Raw genomic sequence first — 15,151 nt, forward strand, 5'->3', positions numbered from 1 at the left:
TGCTCCCCGCGTACACCGCCCGCTGCACCACCCTGAACCGGCCCGTGAAGGTCCAACTCCCCGGCGAACGCGAACTGCTGGGCGACGCGGTGGCCGTCGACGGCGACGGCCGACTGGTGGTCCGCACCCCCGACGGCACCCGGCACGCCGTCGCCGCCGGCGACGTGGTGCACGTACGCCCGCAGAACTGACCGCGTCGCGCAGGGCCGGTCTCACCCTGCGGGACCCTCGGACCGGCTGCCGGGCGGATGCCCCGGATTACGCGATTCCGTGCGAACATTCCACCTGGCAGCGGTGTGAGGCTCGCCACTACCCCCGCGGTGGTCGCGCAGCCAACCCCGAGGACGGCAAGACACAAGTGCGCAGACGCACGGGGACGGACCGGTGACAGACAACGGCGGCGCCACCACGGGCTCCGGCAACAGCGGCACTCCCGCCGGCACGCCCGGCGAGACGGACGAGACCACCGTCGCGACCGACCTGGAGCGGCTGATCCTCGACGCCCCGCGCAAGTACACCCCGTACCAGGCCGCACGCGCCGCCGAGGTCCCGATGGACCTCGCCACCCGCTTCTGGCGCGCCATGGGCTTCCCCGACATCGGCCAGTCCCGCGCCCTCAACGACAACGACGTGATCGCGCTGCGCCGCCTGGCCGGCCTGATCGAGTCCGGGCTGCTCAGCGAACCCATGGCGATCCAGGTCGCCCGCTCCACCGGCCAGACCACCGCGCGACTCGCCGGCTGGCAGATGGACACCTTCCTCGACAACCTCACCCAGCCCGTCGAACCCGGCCTCACCCGCTCCGACGTCGCCTACCCGCTGGTCGAGCTGCTCCTCCCCGAGCTCGAACAGTTCCTGGTCTACGTCTGGCGCCGCCAACTCGCCGCCGTCACCGGCCGGGTCGTGCAGGCCGCCGAGGACCACGAGACCACCTCCGGCCGGCTCGCCGTCGCCTTCGCCGACCTGGTGGGCTTCACCCGGCTCTCCCGCCGTCTGGAGGAGGAGGAGCTCGGCGAACTCGTCGAGGGCTTCGAGAACACCTGCTCCGACCTGATCGCCGGCCAGGGCGGACGGGTCGTCAAGACCCTCGGCGACGAGATCCTCTTCGTCTCCGAGGACCCGGCCACCGTCGCCGAGATCGCCCTCTCCCTGGTCGAGACCCTCGCCAAGGAGGACAACATGCCCGCCCTGCGCGTCGGCATGGCCTTCGGCACCGTCACCTCCCGTATGGGCGACGTCTTCGGCACCACCGTCAACCTGGCCTCCCGCCTCACCTCCATCGCCCCCAAGGACGCCGTCCTGGTCGACGGCGAACTCGCGGCGGCCCTCGAACACAACGGCACCGCGACGCTCCCCGAGACCCCGCCCGCCCCCGGCCACCGCTTCCACCTCCAGCCCATGTGGCGCCGCCCGGTCCGCGGCCTCGGCCTGGTCGAACCCTGGCTCCTCACCCGCACCCCCACCGCCACCGCCTGAGCGGCGCATGACGACTCGTCGGCGCCTGTCGCGCAGCTCTCCCCCAGCCCCGGTGGGCCGGGAGGCGCCCCCACGCGCCCCGGTGTTCACGCCCGCCTGCCTAGCCGAAAATCCCCTCAAACCCCCCTAGGCTGGACGAAACAGCCCGCGGGAGGGAATGTGGCGACGATGAGTGAGCAGGCTGCGGCGCCGGACTCGCGGTTGCAGGCGGTGGTGGAGCTCGCGCAGGCGATGGCCGGGGCGATGACGCCGCTGGAGGCGGTGCGGGCCGCGGCGGCGCGGGCGACGTCCGCGTTGGGGGCGACGATGGCGGCCGTCTCGGTGTGGGACCGCGAGTCGGGCCGGCTGCGGGTGCTGGTCAACCACGGGGAGCTCGCGCCTGGCGAGGAGGAGCTGCCGGAGGACGAGTCGTACCCGGTCGCGGACTTCCCGGAGATCGTGACGTACCTGGAGGAGCACTGGACCACCGGCCGGCTCCCCCGGGCGTGGGTGCAGACGGCGGAGGACCTCGGCCCGCACGCCGGTCATCCGCTTCCGGCGTCCGGCGCGTTCTGCCGCTCCCGCGCGGCGGGCCTGCGGCGTCGCGGGAGGGGCTGCTGCCTGGTCGCGCCGATCGTGCTGCACGGTCAGGCGTGGGGCGAGCTGTACCTGGCGCGCGGGATCGGGATGCCGGTGTTCACGGACGCCGACGCCGAGTACGCGACCCTGCTGGCCGCGCAGATCTCGGCGGGCCTGGCGCAGACCGAGCGGGTCGCCGACCTGCGCCGCCTGGCGTTCACGGACGCGCTGACCGGCCTGGCGAACCGTCGCGCCGTGGACGCCCGGCTGGAGGAGTCCCTGAAGGCGCACACCCGGGACGGCGTGGTGGTGACGCTGGTGGTGTGCGACGTGAACGGGCTGAAGCGGGTCAACGACCAGCTGGGCCACGAGATGGGCGACCGGCTGCTGGAGCGGTTCGCGCACCAGCTGTCGCTCACCGCGGCGAAGCTGCCGGGCAGCCTCGCCGCACGCCTCGGCGGCGACGAGTTCTGCCTGCTCGCGGAGGGCCAGTCCGCGGACGAGGTGGTCGCGGTCGCGGAGGAACTGTGCGCCCGCGCACTGGAGTTGACGGACGGCGAGGGCGTCGCCTGCGGGATCGCCTCGACCGGGGACTCGATCGGCCCGGTCACCACCGCGGACCGGCTGTTCCGGCTGGCCGACGCCGCGCAGTACCGGGCGAAGGCGGCCCGGGCGGCGCACCCGGTGGTGGCGGGCCGGGGCCACGGGCCCGGGTTCGCACCGGATCCGGTGGTGCAGCTCGCGGACAGCCGACGGGCGCCGGGCGGCCGGCCGAACGGCGACCGGCGGCGATTCCGGGGCTCCGCGCACAGCGCCGACCCGGGGCAGCTGCTGGCGGCGGTGCTGGCGGCCCTGGACCAGGGCGGCGTGCAGGGCGCGGTGACGCATCCCGCGGACACGCTGGGGCGGCTGTCGGTCCTCGCCGAGACCGCGTCCCGACTGGTCAACGCCGTCGGCTGGTGGGTGTCGTACGTACCGCCGGGCTCGCCGCTGATGCGCACCGCCCGGCACGCCGTGTACCGGATGACGGGCGGCCCGGCCTCGGCCCGGGCACAGACCCAGCGGGCCCAGATCGAGGCCCCGGACGCGGTGTTCGACCTGCGGCACTACCCGCTGACCGGCCGGGCGGTGACCGGCGGGGCGTTCGCCCTGCGGGTCGGCGCCCCGGGCAACGACGCGGCGGAGGAGGCGGTGATGGTGGTCTCCGGCTACCGGGCGATGGTCGCGGCGGGCGGCGCGAACCCTGCGGGCGGCTGGCTGGTGGAACTCTTCGCCGACGAGTCCACCCTGCCCCTCGGCCAGGTCGCACCGGCCCTGCGCTCGCTGGTGGCCGTGGCCCTGTCGGGGCCGTGCTCCCCGCCGCCGTCGTGAACCGCGGCGAGGAGCACAACGGCGGCGCGAGCGGGCGCGAGACCGGGGCGCCGCCCAGTCGCCCAGTCGCGCAGTCGCTCAGCGAGCGAACTTCCGCCCGACCGCGAAGCTGCCCGGCCCGACCGCCGCGATCAGCAGGAACGCCCAGCAGAACAGCACCGCGGGCTCGCCGCCGTTCTGCAGGGGGAACAGGGCGTTCTGCTGGTGGACGGAGAAGTAGGCGTAGGCCATCGAGCCGGAGGCGACCAGCGCGGCGGTCCGGGTGCCGATGCCGAGCAGGACCAGCGCGCCGCAGACGAGTTGGATGACGGCGGCGTACCAGCCGGGCCAGCTGCCGATCGGGACGGTGCCGCCGCCGTGCGCCCCGCCGAGGACGCCGAACAGGGAGGCGGCGCCGTGGCAGGCGAACAGGAGGCCGGTGACGGCCCGGTGGAGCGCGACGAGGTGCGGGCGGGCCGCGTCGGTGGCGGCTCTTGCGGTGGTGACGAGGTCGGACATGGGACTCCTCAGCCGGAACCAGTGGGGTGGTCTGCTGTGCGTGCCCTGACCTGGAGTCGACCTGCCGTCGGTCCGTGGGGGGAGTTCGGCTCCCCGCACGGGGCCGATCATGAACCGGACAAGTCAGTGGGTCCATTGCAGGGTGACAACGGCGCGACGTCAAGCAGGCGTCCGAACCATCACTCGTGCCGGGACTGAGTACGGATACTCAGGCGCCGCACCGCTCCCGCGTTGCAGGCTGATCGAATGCTCTGGTCAGACCCCCGCGACGAACCTTCGCCCGAGGCCCGCGAAGTCCAGCGCAGGCTGCACCGGACGGCGGTGGTGCTGGCGGTGCTGGCCATGATCGCCGCGACGCTGCTGCTGGCCCCGCACGGCTAGGCTGGGCGGCATGACCGCTCGCCGCCCGCTCGTTCTCGCGTCCGCCTCACCCGCCCGGCTGGGCCTGCTGCGGCAGGCTGGCCTGGATCCGCTGGTGCGGGTGAGCGGGGTGGACGAGGACGCGCTGTCCGCGCCGACGCCCGGCGAGCTCGCGCTGGTGCTGGCGGTGGCGAAGGCCGAGAAGATCGCCGGCGAGCTGGCCGCCGAGCCCGGCGAGCCGCCGCTCGTGATCGGCTGCGACTCGGTGCTGGAGCTGGACGGCCTGGCGCTCGGCAAGCCGGCCGACGCCGCGGAGGCGATCGAGCGCTGGCGGTCGATGCGCGGCCGCGCGGGCGTGCTGCGCACCGGCCACTGCGTGATCGACACCGCCACCGGACGGCAGGCGCAGGCCACCGCCTCCACCACCGTCCGGTTCGGCACGCCGGACGACGCCGAGGTCGCCGCCTACGTCGCCTCCGGCGAGCCGCTGCACGTGGCCGGGGCGTTCACCCTGGACGGCCGCTCGGCACCGTTCGTGGAGGGGATCGACGGCGACCCCGGCAATGTGATCGGCCTGTCGCTGCCGCTGCTCCGCCGCCTGCTCGCCGAGCTGGACGTGCGGATCACCGACCTGTGGGCCTGACGGACCCTCAGCCCGCCGCGGGGGCGTGCTTGGCCAGGTAGGCCTTGACGTCGGGCAGCGCGCCGTCCTTGAGCAGCGGCGCGCCGTGGTTGCCGCCCGGGTAGATCTTCAGCTGCTTGTCCTCGGCCACCGAGGCGTCGTACAGCTCCTTGGCGTTGGCGGCGAACGGGGCGTCCATCTCCTCGGCGGCGAAGTAGGTCGGGATCTTCACCGACTTGACCGCGAGCCCCGCGTTGAGCTGGTTGAACACGTCGGGCGAGCTGAGCGAGACCACGGCCTTGATCGGCAGCGGGCTGTCCAGCTTGGCGGCGACCAGCGAGGAGGTGCCGCCCTTGGAGGCGCCGATCAGGGCGAGGCCGGTGACGCCCTTCTCCTTGAGGCGGACGGCGGAGGCCTTGATGCCCTCGGTGACGTCGCCCTCGGAGGTGAAGGCCAGCACGGCGTACCCGGCCTTGGTGAACTCGTCGAACACCGGCGCCCATTCGCACAGCGAGCCGCTCAGCTGGTGGGAGAAGATCACCCCCGCCTTGGCCCCGCCGGCGTCCGAGTCGCGGTAGTAGGCGTCCAGGCCGGTGCCGCCGGCGGTGCCCGCGTCGAGGGCGAACGAGCCCTTGGCGGCCTGCTCCTTGCTGAGGCAGCCGTAGGTCTTGGCGGTGGGCGACGGCGCGGCCGCGGCCTTGGTCGAACTGCCGCTGCTGGAGCAGGCGGTGAGCAACAGGGCGGTCGCCGCCAGGGCGACGGGCAGGACGATGCGCTTCACGATTCCCCCGTGAATTCTGCGGATATGTGGTGGCGACGCTAGGGACGGCCGCCGAACCCGGTCAATGGTCTGAACCATTCCGTTATGCCGCGGCGGTAAGAGAGGAAGCGGCTTCCGGTTCGCAAGGTGCGGAATTGGACAGAACCGGAGCCCCACATCTGTTGCACAGTTCCACACCCTGGGCAGGTGGGCCGCCGTTAGGCTGGCGAACCGGACCGGAAAGGGGCGACGGGAAGCGGAAAATGACCGATGGTGTGCTGAACGTCGTGCTGGGCCTGGTCGCTTCGGCGATCAGCGCGGGCCTCGGCTGGCTGGCGCAGACGCTGCGCCGGCGGCGCCGGCTGGAGCGGGAGCGCGCGTTCTTCGGGCTGACGTCCGGCGGCGAGGCGCTGCTGGTCGCCAACCGGCAGGTCTCCTCGGCCGATCCGCACAGCGTGGCCCGTGACGACGTGTACGCGCTGATGGAGCTGGCCGCGCTGGTCCGCGAGTGCGGTGCCCGATCCGTGCTGACCTCGCACGACGAGGTGCGTCAGGGGCTGGGCGACAAGACCGAGTTCTGCGTGGGCGGCCCGGAGAGCAACGCCCGGACCGCCGCGCACCTGGCGTCCTGGCTGCCCGGCGCGGTGTTCGTCGCCCCGCCGGAGGGCGCCGGGCATCCGGTCCGCACGCTGCTGGTCGGGGACCGGGAGTTCGCCTTCCGGACGGCCGCCGAGCAGCCGGGCGGGACGGCGTACGCGCTGCTGGCCCGGATACACCTGCGGCCGGGCAGCCGACCGGTGTTCCTGATCGCCGGTCAGACCGCGGTCTCCAACCACGCCGCGGTCCGCTACCTGGCCGCCCACCACCGGTCGCTGGCCCGCCGGCACGGCCCGGACGGGGCGTTCGCGGTGGTGCTGCGGGTGGTCAACGCCCGCGCCTACGGCCCGGACGTGGTCGAGTTCGAGGCGGACGTGACCGCCGGGGCGACCGCCCCGCCGCAGCCGGCGGCCGCTTGATCCGACACCCCGGTGTGGCGAAGGCCACCCGGTCCGCCCGGCTCGCCGGGCACCCCGGCGCGGCCCCCCGCGCGTCCGCGACCTGCGGCGCGCCGCCAACCGCCGCCGCCCGTACGGAAATCGGGACACCGAGCGTGTGAGCACGCTCACCACCAGGGACTACTCGCCGGTAGCGCCCTTCAATCCATAGACTCGACGAGGTTCGAGAAGGGAGCCACAGTGCGCAAGGTGCTCATCGCCAATCGCGGCGAAATCGCTGTCCGCGTCGCCCGGGCGTGCCGGGATGCCGGCATCGCGAGTGTCGCCGTGTACGCCGAGCCGGACCGGGACGCGCTGCACGTGCGGGCGGCCGACGAGGCGTACGCGCTGGGCGGCGACACCCCCGCGAGCAGTTACCTGGACATCGCGAAGGTCCTGAAGGCGGCCGCCGATTCGGGTGCGGACGCGATCCACCCCGGTTACGGCTTCCTGTCCGAGAACGCCGACTTCGCGCAGGCCGTGATCGACGCCGGCCTGACCTGGATCGGCCCGCCGCCGCAGGCCATCCGCGACCTGGGCGACAAGGTCACCGCCCGCCACGTGGCGCAGCGCGCTGGCGCCCCGCTGGTCGCGGGCACCGCCGAGCCGGTGTCCGGGGCCGACGAGGTGGTCGCGTTCGCGTCCGAGCACGGCCTGCCGGTCGCCATCAAGGCGGCGTTCGGCGGCGGCGGCCGCGGCCTGAAGGTCGCCCGCACGCTGGAGGAGATCCCGGAGCTGTACGAGTCGGCGGTGCGCGAGGCGGTGGCCGCGTTCGGCCGCGGCGAGTGCTTCGTCGAGCAGTACCTGGACAAGCCGCGGCACGTGGAGACCCAGTGCCTGGCCGACCAGCACGGCAACGTGGTGGTCGTCTCCACCCGTGACTGCTCGCTGCAGCGCCGCCACCAGAAGCTGGTCGAGGAGGCGCCCGCGCCGTTCCTGACGGCCGAGCAGAACGCCGAGCTGTACCGGGCGTCCAAGGCGATCCTGCGCGAGGCGGGCTACGTCGGCGCCGGCACCTGCGAATTCCTGGTCTCCCAGGACGGTCTGATCTCCTTCCTGGAGGTCAACACCCGTCTGCAGGTCGAGCACCCGGTGTCCGAGGAGGTCACCGGCCTCGACCTGGTCCGGGAGATGTTCCGGATCGCCGACGGCGAGGAGCTCGGCTACGACGACCCGGAGGTCCGCGGCCACTCCTTCGAGTTCCGGATCAACGGCGAGGACCCGGGCCGCAACTTCCTGCCCGCGCCCGGCACCGTGACGCTGTTCGCCCCGCCGTCCGGCCCGGGCGTGCGCCTGGACGCCGGCGTGGAGTCCGGCTCGGTGATCGGCCCCGCCTGGGACTCGCTGCTGGCCAAGCTGATCGTCACCGGCACCGACCGCAAGCAGGCCCTGCAGCGCGCCAAGCGCGCCCTGGAGGAGTTCAAGGTGGAGGGCATGGCCACCGCCATCCCGTTCCACCAGGCCGTGGTCACCGACCCGGCGTTCGCCCCCGAGGTGCACGGCTCCGAGGGCCCGTTCACGGTCTACACCCGCTGGATCGAGACCGAGTTCGACAACACCATCCCGGCGTTCGTCGGCGCCGGCGGCGACGGCGAGGAGCCCGAGGGCCGCGAGACCGTGGTGGTCGAGGTCGGCGGCAAGCGCATCGAGGTGTCGCTGCCGTCCTCGCTGGGCGTCGCCTCGGCCCCGGCCGCGGGCGCCTCGGCGGGCAAGGCGAAGCGCCGGGTGGGCGCCAAGAAGGCCGCCTCCGCGGTCTCCGGCGACACCCTCGCCTCGCCGATGCAGGGCACCATCGTCAAGGTCGCCGTCGAGGAGGGCCAGGTGGTCGCCGAGGGCGAGCTGATCGTGGTCCTGGAGGCGATGAAGATGGAGCAGCCGCTGAACGCCCACAAGGCCGGCACCGTGGTCGGCCTGAAGGCCGAGGTCGGCCAGTCGGTCTCCAGTGGCGCCGCGCTCTGCGAGATCAAGGACGTCTGATCCGTCCGGAAGGGCGGCGGGAGTCCACCGGCTCCCGCCGCCCTTCGGCCTATCCGGCCGCCTCCAGCACCAACTGCTCGACGCCGCACAGGAACTGCGCCATCTGCGGGCGCTCCAGCAGCGCGCCGTCGGCGACCATCAGCAGCTCGATCGCGCCCGGCACGGCGACCACGTCCACCGCGACGGACACCCCGGGGCGGGCCGGGAACGCCTCCGGGAACCTCAGCTCCCGCTCCACCTCCCCGGCTTCGGCCGCCCCGTCGGACATCGCCACGGCCAGCGGGTCCCGGGTGTCGTTCCAGATCACCGAGTGGTCGGCGGGCTCCACGCCGGACGCCCGCAGCGCCGCCAGGTCGGCGTCCAACTGCGGCTTGTGGTACCCGGAGTGACGGTAGGCGCTGAGCGCCGGGCCCTGGCAGCGGCCGACCGTCGCCGCGAAGTCCTCGGCCAGCTCCGGGAGGTGGAACAGGCCCTCCTGGGCGAGCGTGGTGACGGCCTCCGCAGCCGGCTCGGTGAACCGGTTGCCGACCACCACCTGGAACAGCACCTCGCGCTGCCCGCCCAGCCGTCCCAGCTCGGTGGCGGCGGCCGCCAGCAGCACCGTGGCGTCGCTGGCGCGCAGCCGGGCCGCGGCCCGCGGCAGCGCGGCGGCCAGCTCCGGGGAGCGCAGCACCGCGAACGGGAACCGCCGCTGCGGGTCCGGTTCGCCGTCCGGGCGCGGCAGTTGGGCGCGCGGGCCGCGGCTCAGCTTGTCCCGCCAGTGCCGGCGGGCGGCGGCGTCCCGGCGGCGGCCGCGCGGCGAGTCCTGCTCGGCGGCCTCCTCCAGCGGCTGCGCGAACGTCCGCTCGGCGCGCAGCTCGGCGGCGCTGCGCCCACCGGCCAGCAGCGTCAGGTCGCGGACCGCGCGGCGCATCCCCCAGCCGTCCGAGGCGGTGTGCGACAGCACCAGCGCCACCTGCCGGACCAGGCCGTCCACCAGCACCAGGCCGAGCCGCACCGGCCACTCCCCCGACAGGTCGAACGGCCGGGCGGCGAACTCGGCGAGCAGCTCCGCCGCGGCCCCGGCGGCCCGCTCGGCGCTGTCGCGGTGCAGCACGGCGACCGGCAGCGCCCCGTCCGCGTCCACCTCCTGCACCAGGTCGCCGTCCCGCTCGACCAGCCGGGTGCGCAACGCGTCGTGCAGGTGCAGCAGTTCGGTGAAGGCCCCGAGCGCCGTCGCCAACGGCAGGCCCGGCTCGACGGGCGCCGCCATCCGCAGGTTGTACCGGGGCGCCTCGGGGCCCAGCTTCACCAGCGCGGTGTGGATGGCCCGCTGCCCCCAGGTCGCGGGGCCCTGCCCGCCGCGGGCCGCACGCACCGTCAATTCCGTTGTGCCGTAGGGTCTTTCGCTCGCTGCGTCCATGGGCGCAGACGCTACAAGCGGGCCCGGCCGGCCTGCCAGGGGGCAGCGGCCGCCGGGCCGGAAGCGGTCAGCGGATCCGTTCGGCGAGCCGCGCGGCGATCGGCAGCCCGCCGTGCGGGGCGGGGCGGCGCTGGCCGGGGAGCGGGGTGCCGGGGGCGGCGAGCCCGGCCGGCGGGACGGGGCGGCGGGGCGGTGCGGCGGACGGCTGCGGGTGCACCGCCGGGGCCTCGGCGGGCAGGCCGAGCGCGGCGACCGAGATCTGCACCCCGCAGTCGGCGAGCGCGTCGAGTTCGCGGGCGGTCGGGTCCTCCGCCGCGGTGTGCTCGTCGGTGACCAGCCGGGTGATGGCGTCGGTGGCGACGGTCTGGAACATGCTGTCCGCGCCGAGCTTGGTGTGGTCGGCGAGGACGATCACCTCGTTGGCGGACTGCACCAGGGCCCGGTCGACGCTGGCGGAGAGCATGTTGGCGGTGGACAGGCCGCGCTCGGCGGTCAGCCCGCTGCCGGAGATGAAGGCCTTGGTGACCCGCAGCCCGGCCAGCGACTGCTCGGCGCCGCTGCCGACCAGCGCGTAGTTGGAGCCGCGCAGGGTGCCGCCCGTCATCACCACCTCGACCCGGTTGGCGTGCGCCAGCGCCTGGGCGACCAGCAGCGAGTTGGTGACCACCGTCAGCCCGGGCACCCGGGCGAGTCGGCGGGCCAGCTCCTGGGTGGTGGTGCCGGCGCCGACCACGATGGCGTCGCCCTCCTCGACCAGGCCCGCGGCGAGATCGGCGATGGCGCTCTTCTCGGCCGCGGCGAGATGGGTTTTCTGCGGATAGCCGGGCTCCCGGCTGAAGCCGCCGGGGAGCACCGCGCCGCCGTGGCGGCGGTCGAGCAGCCCTTCGGCCTCCAGCGCCCGGACGTCCCGGCGGACGGTGACTTCGGAGGTCTGGACGACGCGGGCCAGCTCTCGGAGCGACACGGCTCCGTTGGCGCGCACCATCTCAAGGATCAACTGGCGACGTTCTGCAGCAAACACAGAACCGACGGTAACCCGAGTGACCGTCTGCTTTCAGGCGTTTGCACCTGGTAACCGGATTTGCTCACCCAAGAGCGGCGCACGACCGTACAATGCGCGCTCCGCCGGGCGGGTGAGCCGGGCGGCGTGCGCCCGGCTCGGCCCGAACGAGCCGGTGGAACGTCAGGAACCGGCGCCCTCGCGCTTGCGGATGTGCAGCTGGCGGGCGGCCTCGGCGGTGGAGCCGGACAGCGACGGGTAGACGGTGAAGGTGTTGGCCACCTGCTCGACCGTCAGGTTGTTGTCCACCGCGATCGAGATGGAGTGGATCAGTTCGGAGGCGCGCGGCGCGACCACCACGCCGCCCACCACGATGCCGGTGCCCGGGCGGGCGAACAGCTTCACGAAGCCGTCCCGGATGCCCTGCATCTTGGCCCGCGGGTTGCCGCGCAGCGGGAGCTTGATCTCGACCGCGTCCATCTTCCCGCAGGACACGTCGGCGTGGGTGTAGCCGACGGTGGCGATCTCCGGGTCGGTGAACACGTTGGACGCCACGGTCTTCAGGTTCAGCGGCTGCACCGCGTCGCCGAGCGCGTGGTACATCGCGATCCGGCCCTGCATAGCGGCCACCGAGGCCAGCATGAACACGCCGGTGCAGTCGCCGGCCGCGTACACGCCGGGGGCGGAGGTGCGGGAGACCCGGTCCACCTTGATCTGGCCCCAGTCGTTGACCGCGACGCCGGCCTCCTCCAGGCCCAGGTCCGCGGTGTTGGGGATGGAGCCGACCGCCATCAGGCAGTGCGTGCCGGTGATCACCTTGCCGTCGGCCAGCGTGACCTCGACCCGGTCGCCGATCCGCTTGACGCTCTCGGCGCGGCTGCGGCCCATCACGTTCATGCCGCGGCGACGGAACACGTCCTCCAGCACCTCGGCGGCGTCCGGGTCCTCGCCCGGCAGCACCCGGTCGCGCGAGGAGACCAGCGTGACGTTCGAGCCGAGCGCCTGGTAGGCGCCGGCGAACTCGGCGCCGGTGACGCCGGAGCCGACCACGATCAGCTCGCGCGGCAGCTCCTCCAGGTCGTACACCTGCGTCCAGGCCAGGATCCGCTCACCGTCCGGCTGGGCGTCGGGGAGTTCGCGCGGGCGCACGCCGGTGGCGATCAGCACCGCGTCGGCGCGCAGCGACTCGACCCGGCCGTCGGTGTGGTCGACCAGCACCTCGCGGGAGCCGTCGATGGCCTGCCCACTGCTGCCGAGCCGGCCGCGGCCGCGCAGCACGGTGACGCCGGCCCGGGTCACGGCCTGGGTGATGTCGTGCGACTGGGCGATCGCCAGCCGCTTCACCCGTCGGTTCACCTTGCCGAGGTCCACTCCGACCACCCGGGCCGGGTCGGCGGCGTCCGGCGTGCCGTCCGCGACCAGGATGCCGAGTTCCTCGTAGGAGCTGTCGAAGGTAGTCATCACCTCGGCGGTGGCGATCAGCGTCTTGGACGGCACGCAGTCCGTCAGCACCGCCGATCCGCCCAGACCGTCGCGGTCGACGACGGTCACCTCCGCGCCGAGCTGGGCGGCCACGAGGGCCGCCTCGTATCCGCCTGGTCCGCCACCGATGATCACGATCCGAGTCACGTGCTCCATTGTCCCGCACGCCGGAACGGATTCCACGCCGGGGCCGTTGTTGTCGACCCTTGCTCCCGGCCCGGGGGCGCCGGTAGGGGCGGGGTCCGCGGGCGGGCCCGGTCGGGGGCTGCGGGCGGGCCGCTCCCGTAGGCTGACGCACATGTCGCTCTATGCCGCCTACGCCACCAACCTCGACGCCCGGCAGATGAGCCGGCGTGCCCCGCACTCCCCGCTGCGCGGCTCCGGCTGGCTGCCCGGCTGGCGGCTGACCTTCGGCGGCGAGCAGCTGGGCTGGGAGGGCTCGCTGGCCACCGTGGTGGAGGACGAGAAGGAGCAGGTCTTCGTCTCGCTCTACGACGTCGCCCCGATGGACGAGGACGGCCTGGACCGCTGGGAGGGCGTGCAGCTTGGCATCTACCGCAAGGTGAAGCTGCGCGCGCAGACCCTGGACGGTGAAGTCGCGGTGTGGACGTACGTACTGAACGACTACGAGGGCGGCCTGCCCGCGGCCCGCTACCTCGGCCTGATCGCGGACGCCGCGGAGAGCGCCGGCGCCCCCGACGACTACGTGCTGGACCTGCGCCACCGCCCCTGCTGACGGCGCGTCCGCGCCTGCGGCGGACGGGAGTTCGGCCGCGTCCCCGTCGGCCCGGCGGGGACGAATGGCGGCGTTCCGTGCATTCCGGTAACGATCCGGCATGGCTCGGCCCCGTTGTCTACGCGCGTAGGCAGATTTGACCTATCCTCGACCATGTGAACGCATCTCCTCAGACGGTCGTCTCCGCCGACCCCTACGCCGCCGCCCGGGAAGCCGCCGACCGGCTGCGCGAACTCACCGGCGCCGAGCGCCACGACGTCGCCCTGGTGATGGGCTCCGGCTGGGTGCCGGCCGCCGACGCCCTCGGTGAGACGCTCGCCGAGTTCCCGGTCACCGACCTGCCCGGCTTCCCCGCCCCCGCGGTGGCCGGCCACGCCGGCACCATCCGCTCGGTGCGCATGCCCGGCGACGGCGACCGCCGGGCGCTGGTGTTCCTCGGCCGCAACCACTACTACGAGGGCCACGGCGTGGCCACCGTGGTGCACGGCGTGCGCACCGCCGCCGCGGCGGGCTGCAGCACCATCGTGCTGACCAACGGCTGCGGCGGCCTGCGCCAGGGCTGGACGCCCGGTCAGCCGGTGCTGATCAGCGACCACATCAACCTGACCGCGGACTCCCCGATCGTCGGCGCCAACTTCGTCGACCTCACCGACCTGTACTCCAAGCGCCTGCGCGCGCTGTGCCGCGAGGTCGACCCGTCGCTGGACGAGGCCGTGTACGTGCAGTTCCGCGGCCCGCACTACGAGACCCCGGCCGAGGTCAACATGGCCCGGGTGCTCGGCGGCGAGCTGGTCGGCATGTCCACCACCCTGGAGGCCATCGCCGCCCGCGAGGCCGGCGCCGAGGTGCTCGGCATCTCGCTGGTCACCAACCTGGCCGCGGGCATCACCGGCGAGCCGCTCAACCATGCCGAGGTGCTGGAGGCCGGCAAGGCGTCCGCCGAACGGATGGGCGCCCTGCTGGCGAAGGTCCTGGAGCGCATCTGACACCCCGCCCGGGAGGCGACTCCCGGGCAGCTCAGCACCTCTGACCGAGAATCGGCGCAGGACGACGGCGGCCATCGACGGGTTCGGTGGCCGCCGTCGCTCCCTCCGCCGCAGTACTCACACTCCGTCCATCCACGTACAGGGAGCGGGCCGCATGCCGAAGGCACCCACCAACGACCTCCTCGACCGGGCCCGTGCCTGGCTGGCCGAGGACCCCGACCCGCAGACCCGGGAGGAGCTGTCCGCGCTGCTGGCCGCCGCCGAGGGCCCCGAGGTCGAGGCCGAGGAGCGGATCGCCTGGTCGCGGCTGGCCGAACGGTTCTCCGGCCGGCTCCAGTTCGGCACCGCCGGCCTGCGCGGCGAACTCGGCGCCGGCCCGATGCGGATGAACCGCGCCGTGGTGATCCGCGCCGCCGCCGGCCTCGCCGGGTACGTCCGCAAGCACCCCGAGCTGGGCGACCTGGTGGTGATCGGCTACGACGCCCGGCACAAGTCGTACGACTTCGCCCGTGACACCGCCGCCGTGGTGGTCGGCGCCGGCCTGCGCGCCGCGCTGCTGCCCCGGCCGCTGCCCACCCCCGTGCTCGCGTACGCCATCCGACACCTGGGCGCGGCGGCCGGCGTGGTCGTCACCGCCAGCCACAACCCGCCGCAGGACAACGGCTACAAGGTCTACCTGGGCGACGGCTCGCAGATCGTGCCGCCCGCCGACGCCGACATCGCCGCCGAGATCGACGCGCTCGGCGCCCTCGCCGACGTCCCGCGCGCCACCGAGGGCTGGGAGGTGCTCGGCGAGGACGTCCTGGACGCCTACCTCGACCGGGCCGCCGCCGTCCTGGACGCCGACGGGCCGCGCGGACTGACCACCGTCTACACCCCGCTGCACGGC

The 15,151-nt window shown here is 74.0% G+C and carries 15 protein-coding genes; 10 read left to right on the top strand and 5 right to left on the bottom strand.

The window, feature by feature from the left end; all coding sequences use genetic code 11:
* From IEZ12_RS39635 to IEZ12_RS40860, 3 genes are all read left to right on the top strand, one after another.
* On the top strand, positions 1–191 hold a 191-nt coding region (locus IEZ12_RS39635), incomplete at its 5' end, for a biotin protein ligase-related protein (RefSeq protein WP_505744230.1).
* Positions 192–384: 193 nt separating this feature from the next.
* The gene (locus tag IEZ12_RS33685) at positions 385–1,476 is read left to right on the top strand and encodes an adenylate/guanylate cyclase domain-containing protein (protein WP_043914292.1); all 1,092 of its coding nucleotides are present in this window, start codon (positions 385–387) and stop codon (positions 1,474–1,476) included.
* A gap of 168 nt (positions 1,477–1,644) precedes the next feature.
* Positions 1,645–3,405, top strand: a complete 1,761-nt coding sequence (locus IEZ12_RS40860; protein WP_189277679.1) for a GGDEF domain-containing protein — start codon at positions 1,645–1,647, stop codon at positions 3,403–3,405.
* Between the two features lie 78 nt (positions 3,406–3,483).
* Here the strand turns inward: IEZ12_RS40860 and IEZ12_RS33695 are convergent, their stop codons facing one another.
* Positions 3,484–3,903 carry a DoxX family protein gene (locus IEZ12_RS33695; protein ID WP_189277681.1) on the bottom strand — a complete coding sequence of 140 codons (420 nt, stop codon included), beginning with the start codon at positions 3,901–3,903 and terminating at the stop codon, positions 3,484–3,486.
* A gap of 246 nt (positions 3,904–4,149) precedes the next feature.
* Here IEZ12_RS33695 and mmpB point away from each other — a divergent pair, with 246 nt between their 5' ends.
* Both mmpB and IEZ12_RS33700 read left to right on the top strand, forming a co-directional pair.
* On the top strand, positions 4,150–4,284 hold the full coding sequence (gene mmpB, locus IEZ12_RS40275) for a morphogenic membrane protein MmpB (protein ID WP_268250295.1): 135 nt from the start codon (positions 4,150–4,152) through the stop codon (positions 4,282–4,284).
* A 10-nt stretch (positions 4,285–4,294) separates the two neighbouring features.
* Positions 4,295–4,906 carry a nucleoside triphosphate pyrophosphatase gene (locus IEZ12_RS33700; protein ID WP_189277682.1) on the top strand — a complete coding sequence of 204 codons (612 nt, stop codon included), beginning with the start codon at positions 4,295–4,297 and terminating at the stop codon, positions 4,904–4,906.
* A 7-nt stretch (positions 4,907–4,913) separates the two neighbouring features.
* Here IEZ12_RS33700 and IEZ12_RS33705 read toward each other — a convergent pair whose 3' ends face one another.
* Positions 4,914–5,666: an alpha/beta hydrolase family protein gene (locus IEZ12_RS33705; RefSeq protein WP_189277684.1), complete on the bottom strand. Its 753-nt coding sequence runs from the start codon at positions 5,664–5,666 to the stop codon at positions 4,914–4,916.
* Positions 5,667–5,908: 242 nt separating this feature from the next.
* On the opposite strand from IEZ12_RS33705, the gene IEZ12_RS33710 reads away from it, so the two are divergent.
* Positions 5,909–6,661: a hypothetical protein gene (locus IEZ12_RS33710; RefSeq protein ID WP_189277685.1), complete on the top strand. Its 753-nt coding sequence runs from the start codon at positions 5,909–5,911 to the stop codon at positions 6,659–6,661.
* A gap of 219 nt (positions 6,662–6,880) precedes the next feature.
* Positions 6,881–8,656 carry an acetyl/propionyl/methylcrotonyl-CoA carboxylase subunit alpha gene (locus IEZ12_RS33715; protein WP_189277687.1) on the top strand — a complete coding sequence of 592 codons (1,776 nt, stop codon included), beginning with the start codon at positions 6,881–6,883 and terminating at the stop codon, positions 8,654–8,656.
* Positions 8,657–8,705: 49 nt separating this feature from the next.
* Here IEZ12_RS33715 and IEZ12_RS33720 read toward each other — a convergent pair whose 3' ends face one another.
* From IEZ12_RS33720 to IEZ12_RS33730, 3 genes are all read right to left on the bottom strand, one after another.
* On the bottom strand, positions 8,706–10,013 hold the full coding sequence (locus IEZ12_RS33720; RefSeq protein WP_189277690.1) for a condensation domain-containing protein: 1,308 nt from the start codon (positions 10,011–10,013) through the stop codon (positions 8,706–8,708).
* A 112-nt stretch (positions 10,014–10,125) separates the two neighbouring features.
* Complete coding sequence (locus IEZ12_RS33725) at positions 10,126–11,043, bottom strand: DeoR/GlpR family DNA-binding transcription regulator (protein ID WP_043916429.1); 918 nt, start codon at positions 11,041–11,043, stop codon at positions 10,126–10,128.
* A gap of 198 nt (positions 11,044–11,241) precedes the next feature.
* Positions 11,242–12,696: an NAD(P)H-quinone dehydrogenase gene (locus IEZ12_RS33730; protein WP_100587285.1), complete on the bottom strand. Its 1,455-nt coding sequence runs from the start codon at positions 12,694–12,696 to the stop codon at positions 11,242–11,244.
* Positions 12,697–12,838: 142 nt separating this feature from the next.
* Between IEZ12_RS33730 and IEZ12_RS33735 the strand changes: the two genes are divergently transcribed.
* The 3 genes from IEZ12_RS33735 to IEZ12_RS39640 form a co-directional block, all read left to right on the top strand.
* Positions 12,839–13,276 (top strand): gamma-glutamylcyclotransferase family protein, encoded by a 438-nt coding sequence (locus IEZ12_RS33735; protein WP_100587284.1) that lies wholly within the window; start codon positions 12,839–12,841, stop codon positions 13,274–13,276.
* A gap of 155 nt (positions 13,277–13,431) precedes the next feature.
* Positions 13,432–14,262 (top strand): purine-nucleoside phosphorylase, encoded by an 831-nt coding sequence (locus IEZ12_RS33740; RefSeq protein WP_189277692.1) that lies wholly within the window; start codon positions 13,432–13,434, stop codon positions 14,260–14,262.
* Between the two features lie 154 nt (positions 14,263–14,416).
* Positions 14,417–15,151: phosphohexomutase domain-containing protein (locus IEZ12_RS39640; protein WP_505744231.1), on the top strand; the 735-nt coding region annotated here is incomplete at its 3' end.

Origin of the sequence: Kitasatospora griseola, from assembly GCF_014648555.1 — a bacterium.
Taxonomy (GTDB): domain Bacteria; phylum Actinomycetota; class Actinomycetes; order Streptomycetales; family Streptomycetaceae; genus Kitasatospora; species Kitasatospora griseola.

Excerpts from the sequence above, each read along its gene's own strand:
- IEZ12_RS40860 (WP_189277679.1), top strand. The coding sequence starts at position 1,645 with ATGAGTGAGCAGGCTGCGGCGCCGGACTCGCGGTTGCAGGCGGTGGTG.
- IEZ12_RS33695 (WP_189277681.1), bottom strand. The coding sequence starts at position 3,903 with ATGTCCGACCTCGTCACCACCGCAAGAGCCGCCACCGACGCGGCCCGC.
- mmpB (WP_268250295.1), top strand. The coding sequence starts at position 4,150 with ATGCTCTGGTCAGACCCCCGCGACGAACCTTCGCCCGAGGCCCGCGAA.
- IEZ12_RS33700 (WP_189277682.1), top strand. The coding sequence starts at position 4,295 with ATGACCGCTCGCCGCCCGCTCGTTCTCGCGTCCGCCTCACCCGCCCGG.
- IEZ12_RS33710 (WP_189277685.1), top strand. The coding sequence starts at position 5,909 with ATGACCGATGGTGTGCTGAACGTCGTGCTGGGCCTGGTCGCTTCGGCG.
- IEZ12_RS33725 (WP_043916429.1), bottom strand. The coding sequence starts at position 11,043 with ATGGTGCGCGCCAACGGAGCCGTGTCGCTCCGAGAGCTGGCCCGCGTC.
- IEZ12_RS33730 (WP_100587285.1), bottom strand. The coding sequence starts at position 12,696 with ATGGAGCACGTGACTCGGATCGTGATCATCGGTGGCGGACCAGGCGGA.
- IEZ12_RS33735 (WP_100587284.1), top strand. The coding sequence starts at position 12,839 with ATGTCGCTCTATGCCGCCTACGCCACCAACCTCGACGCCCGGCAGATG.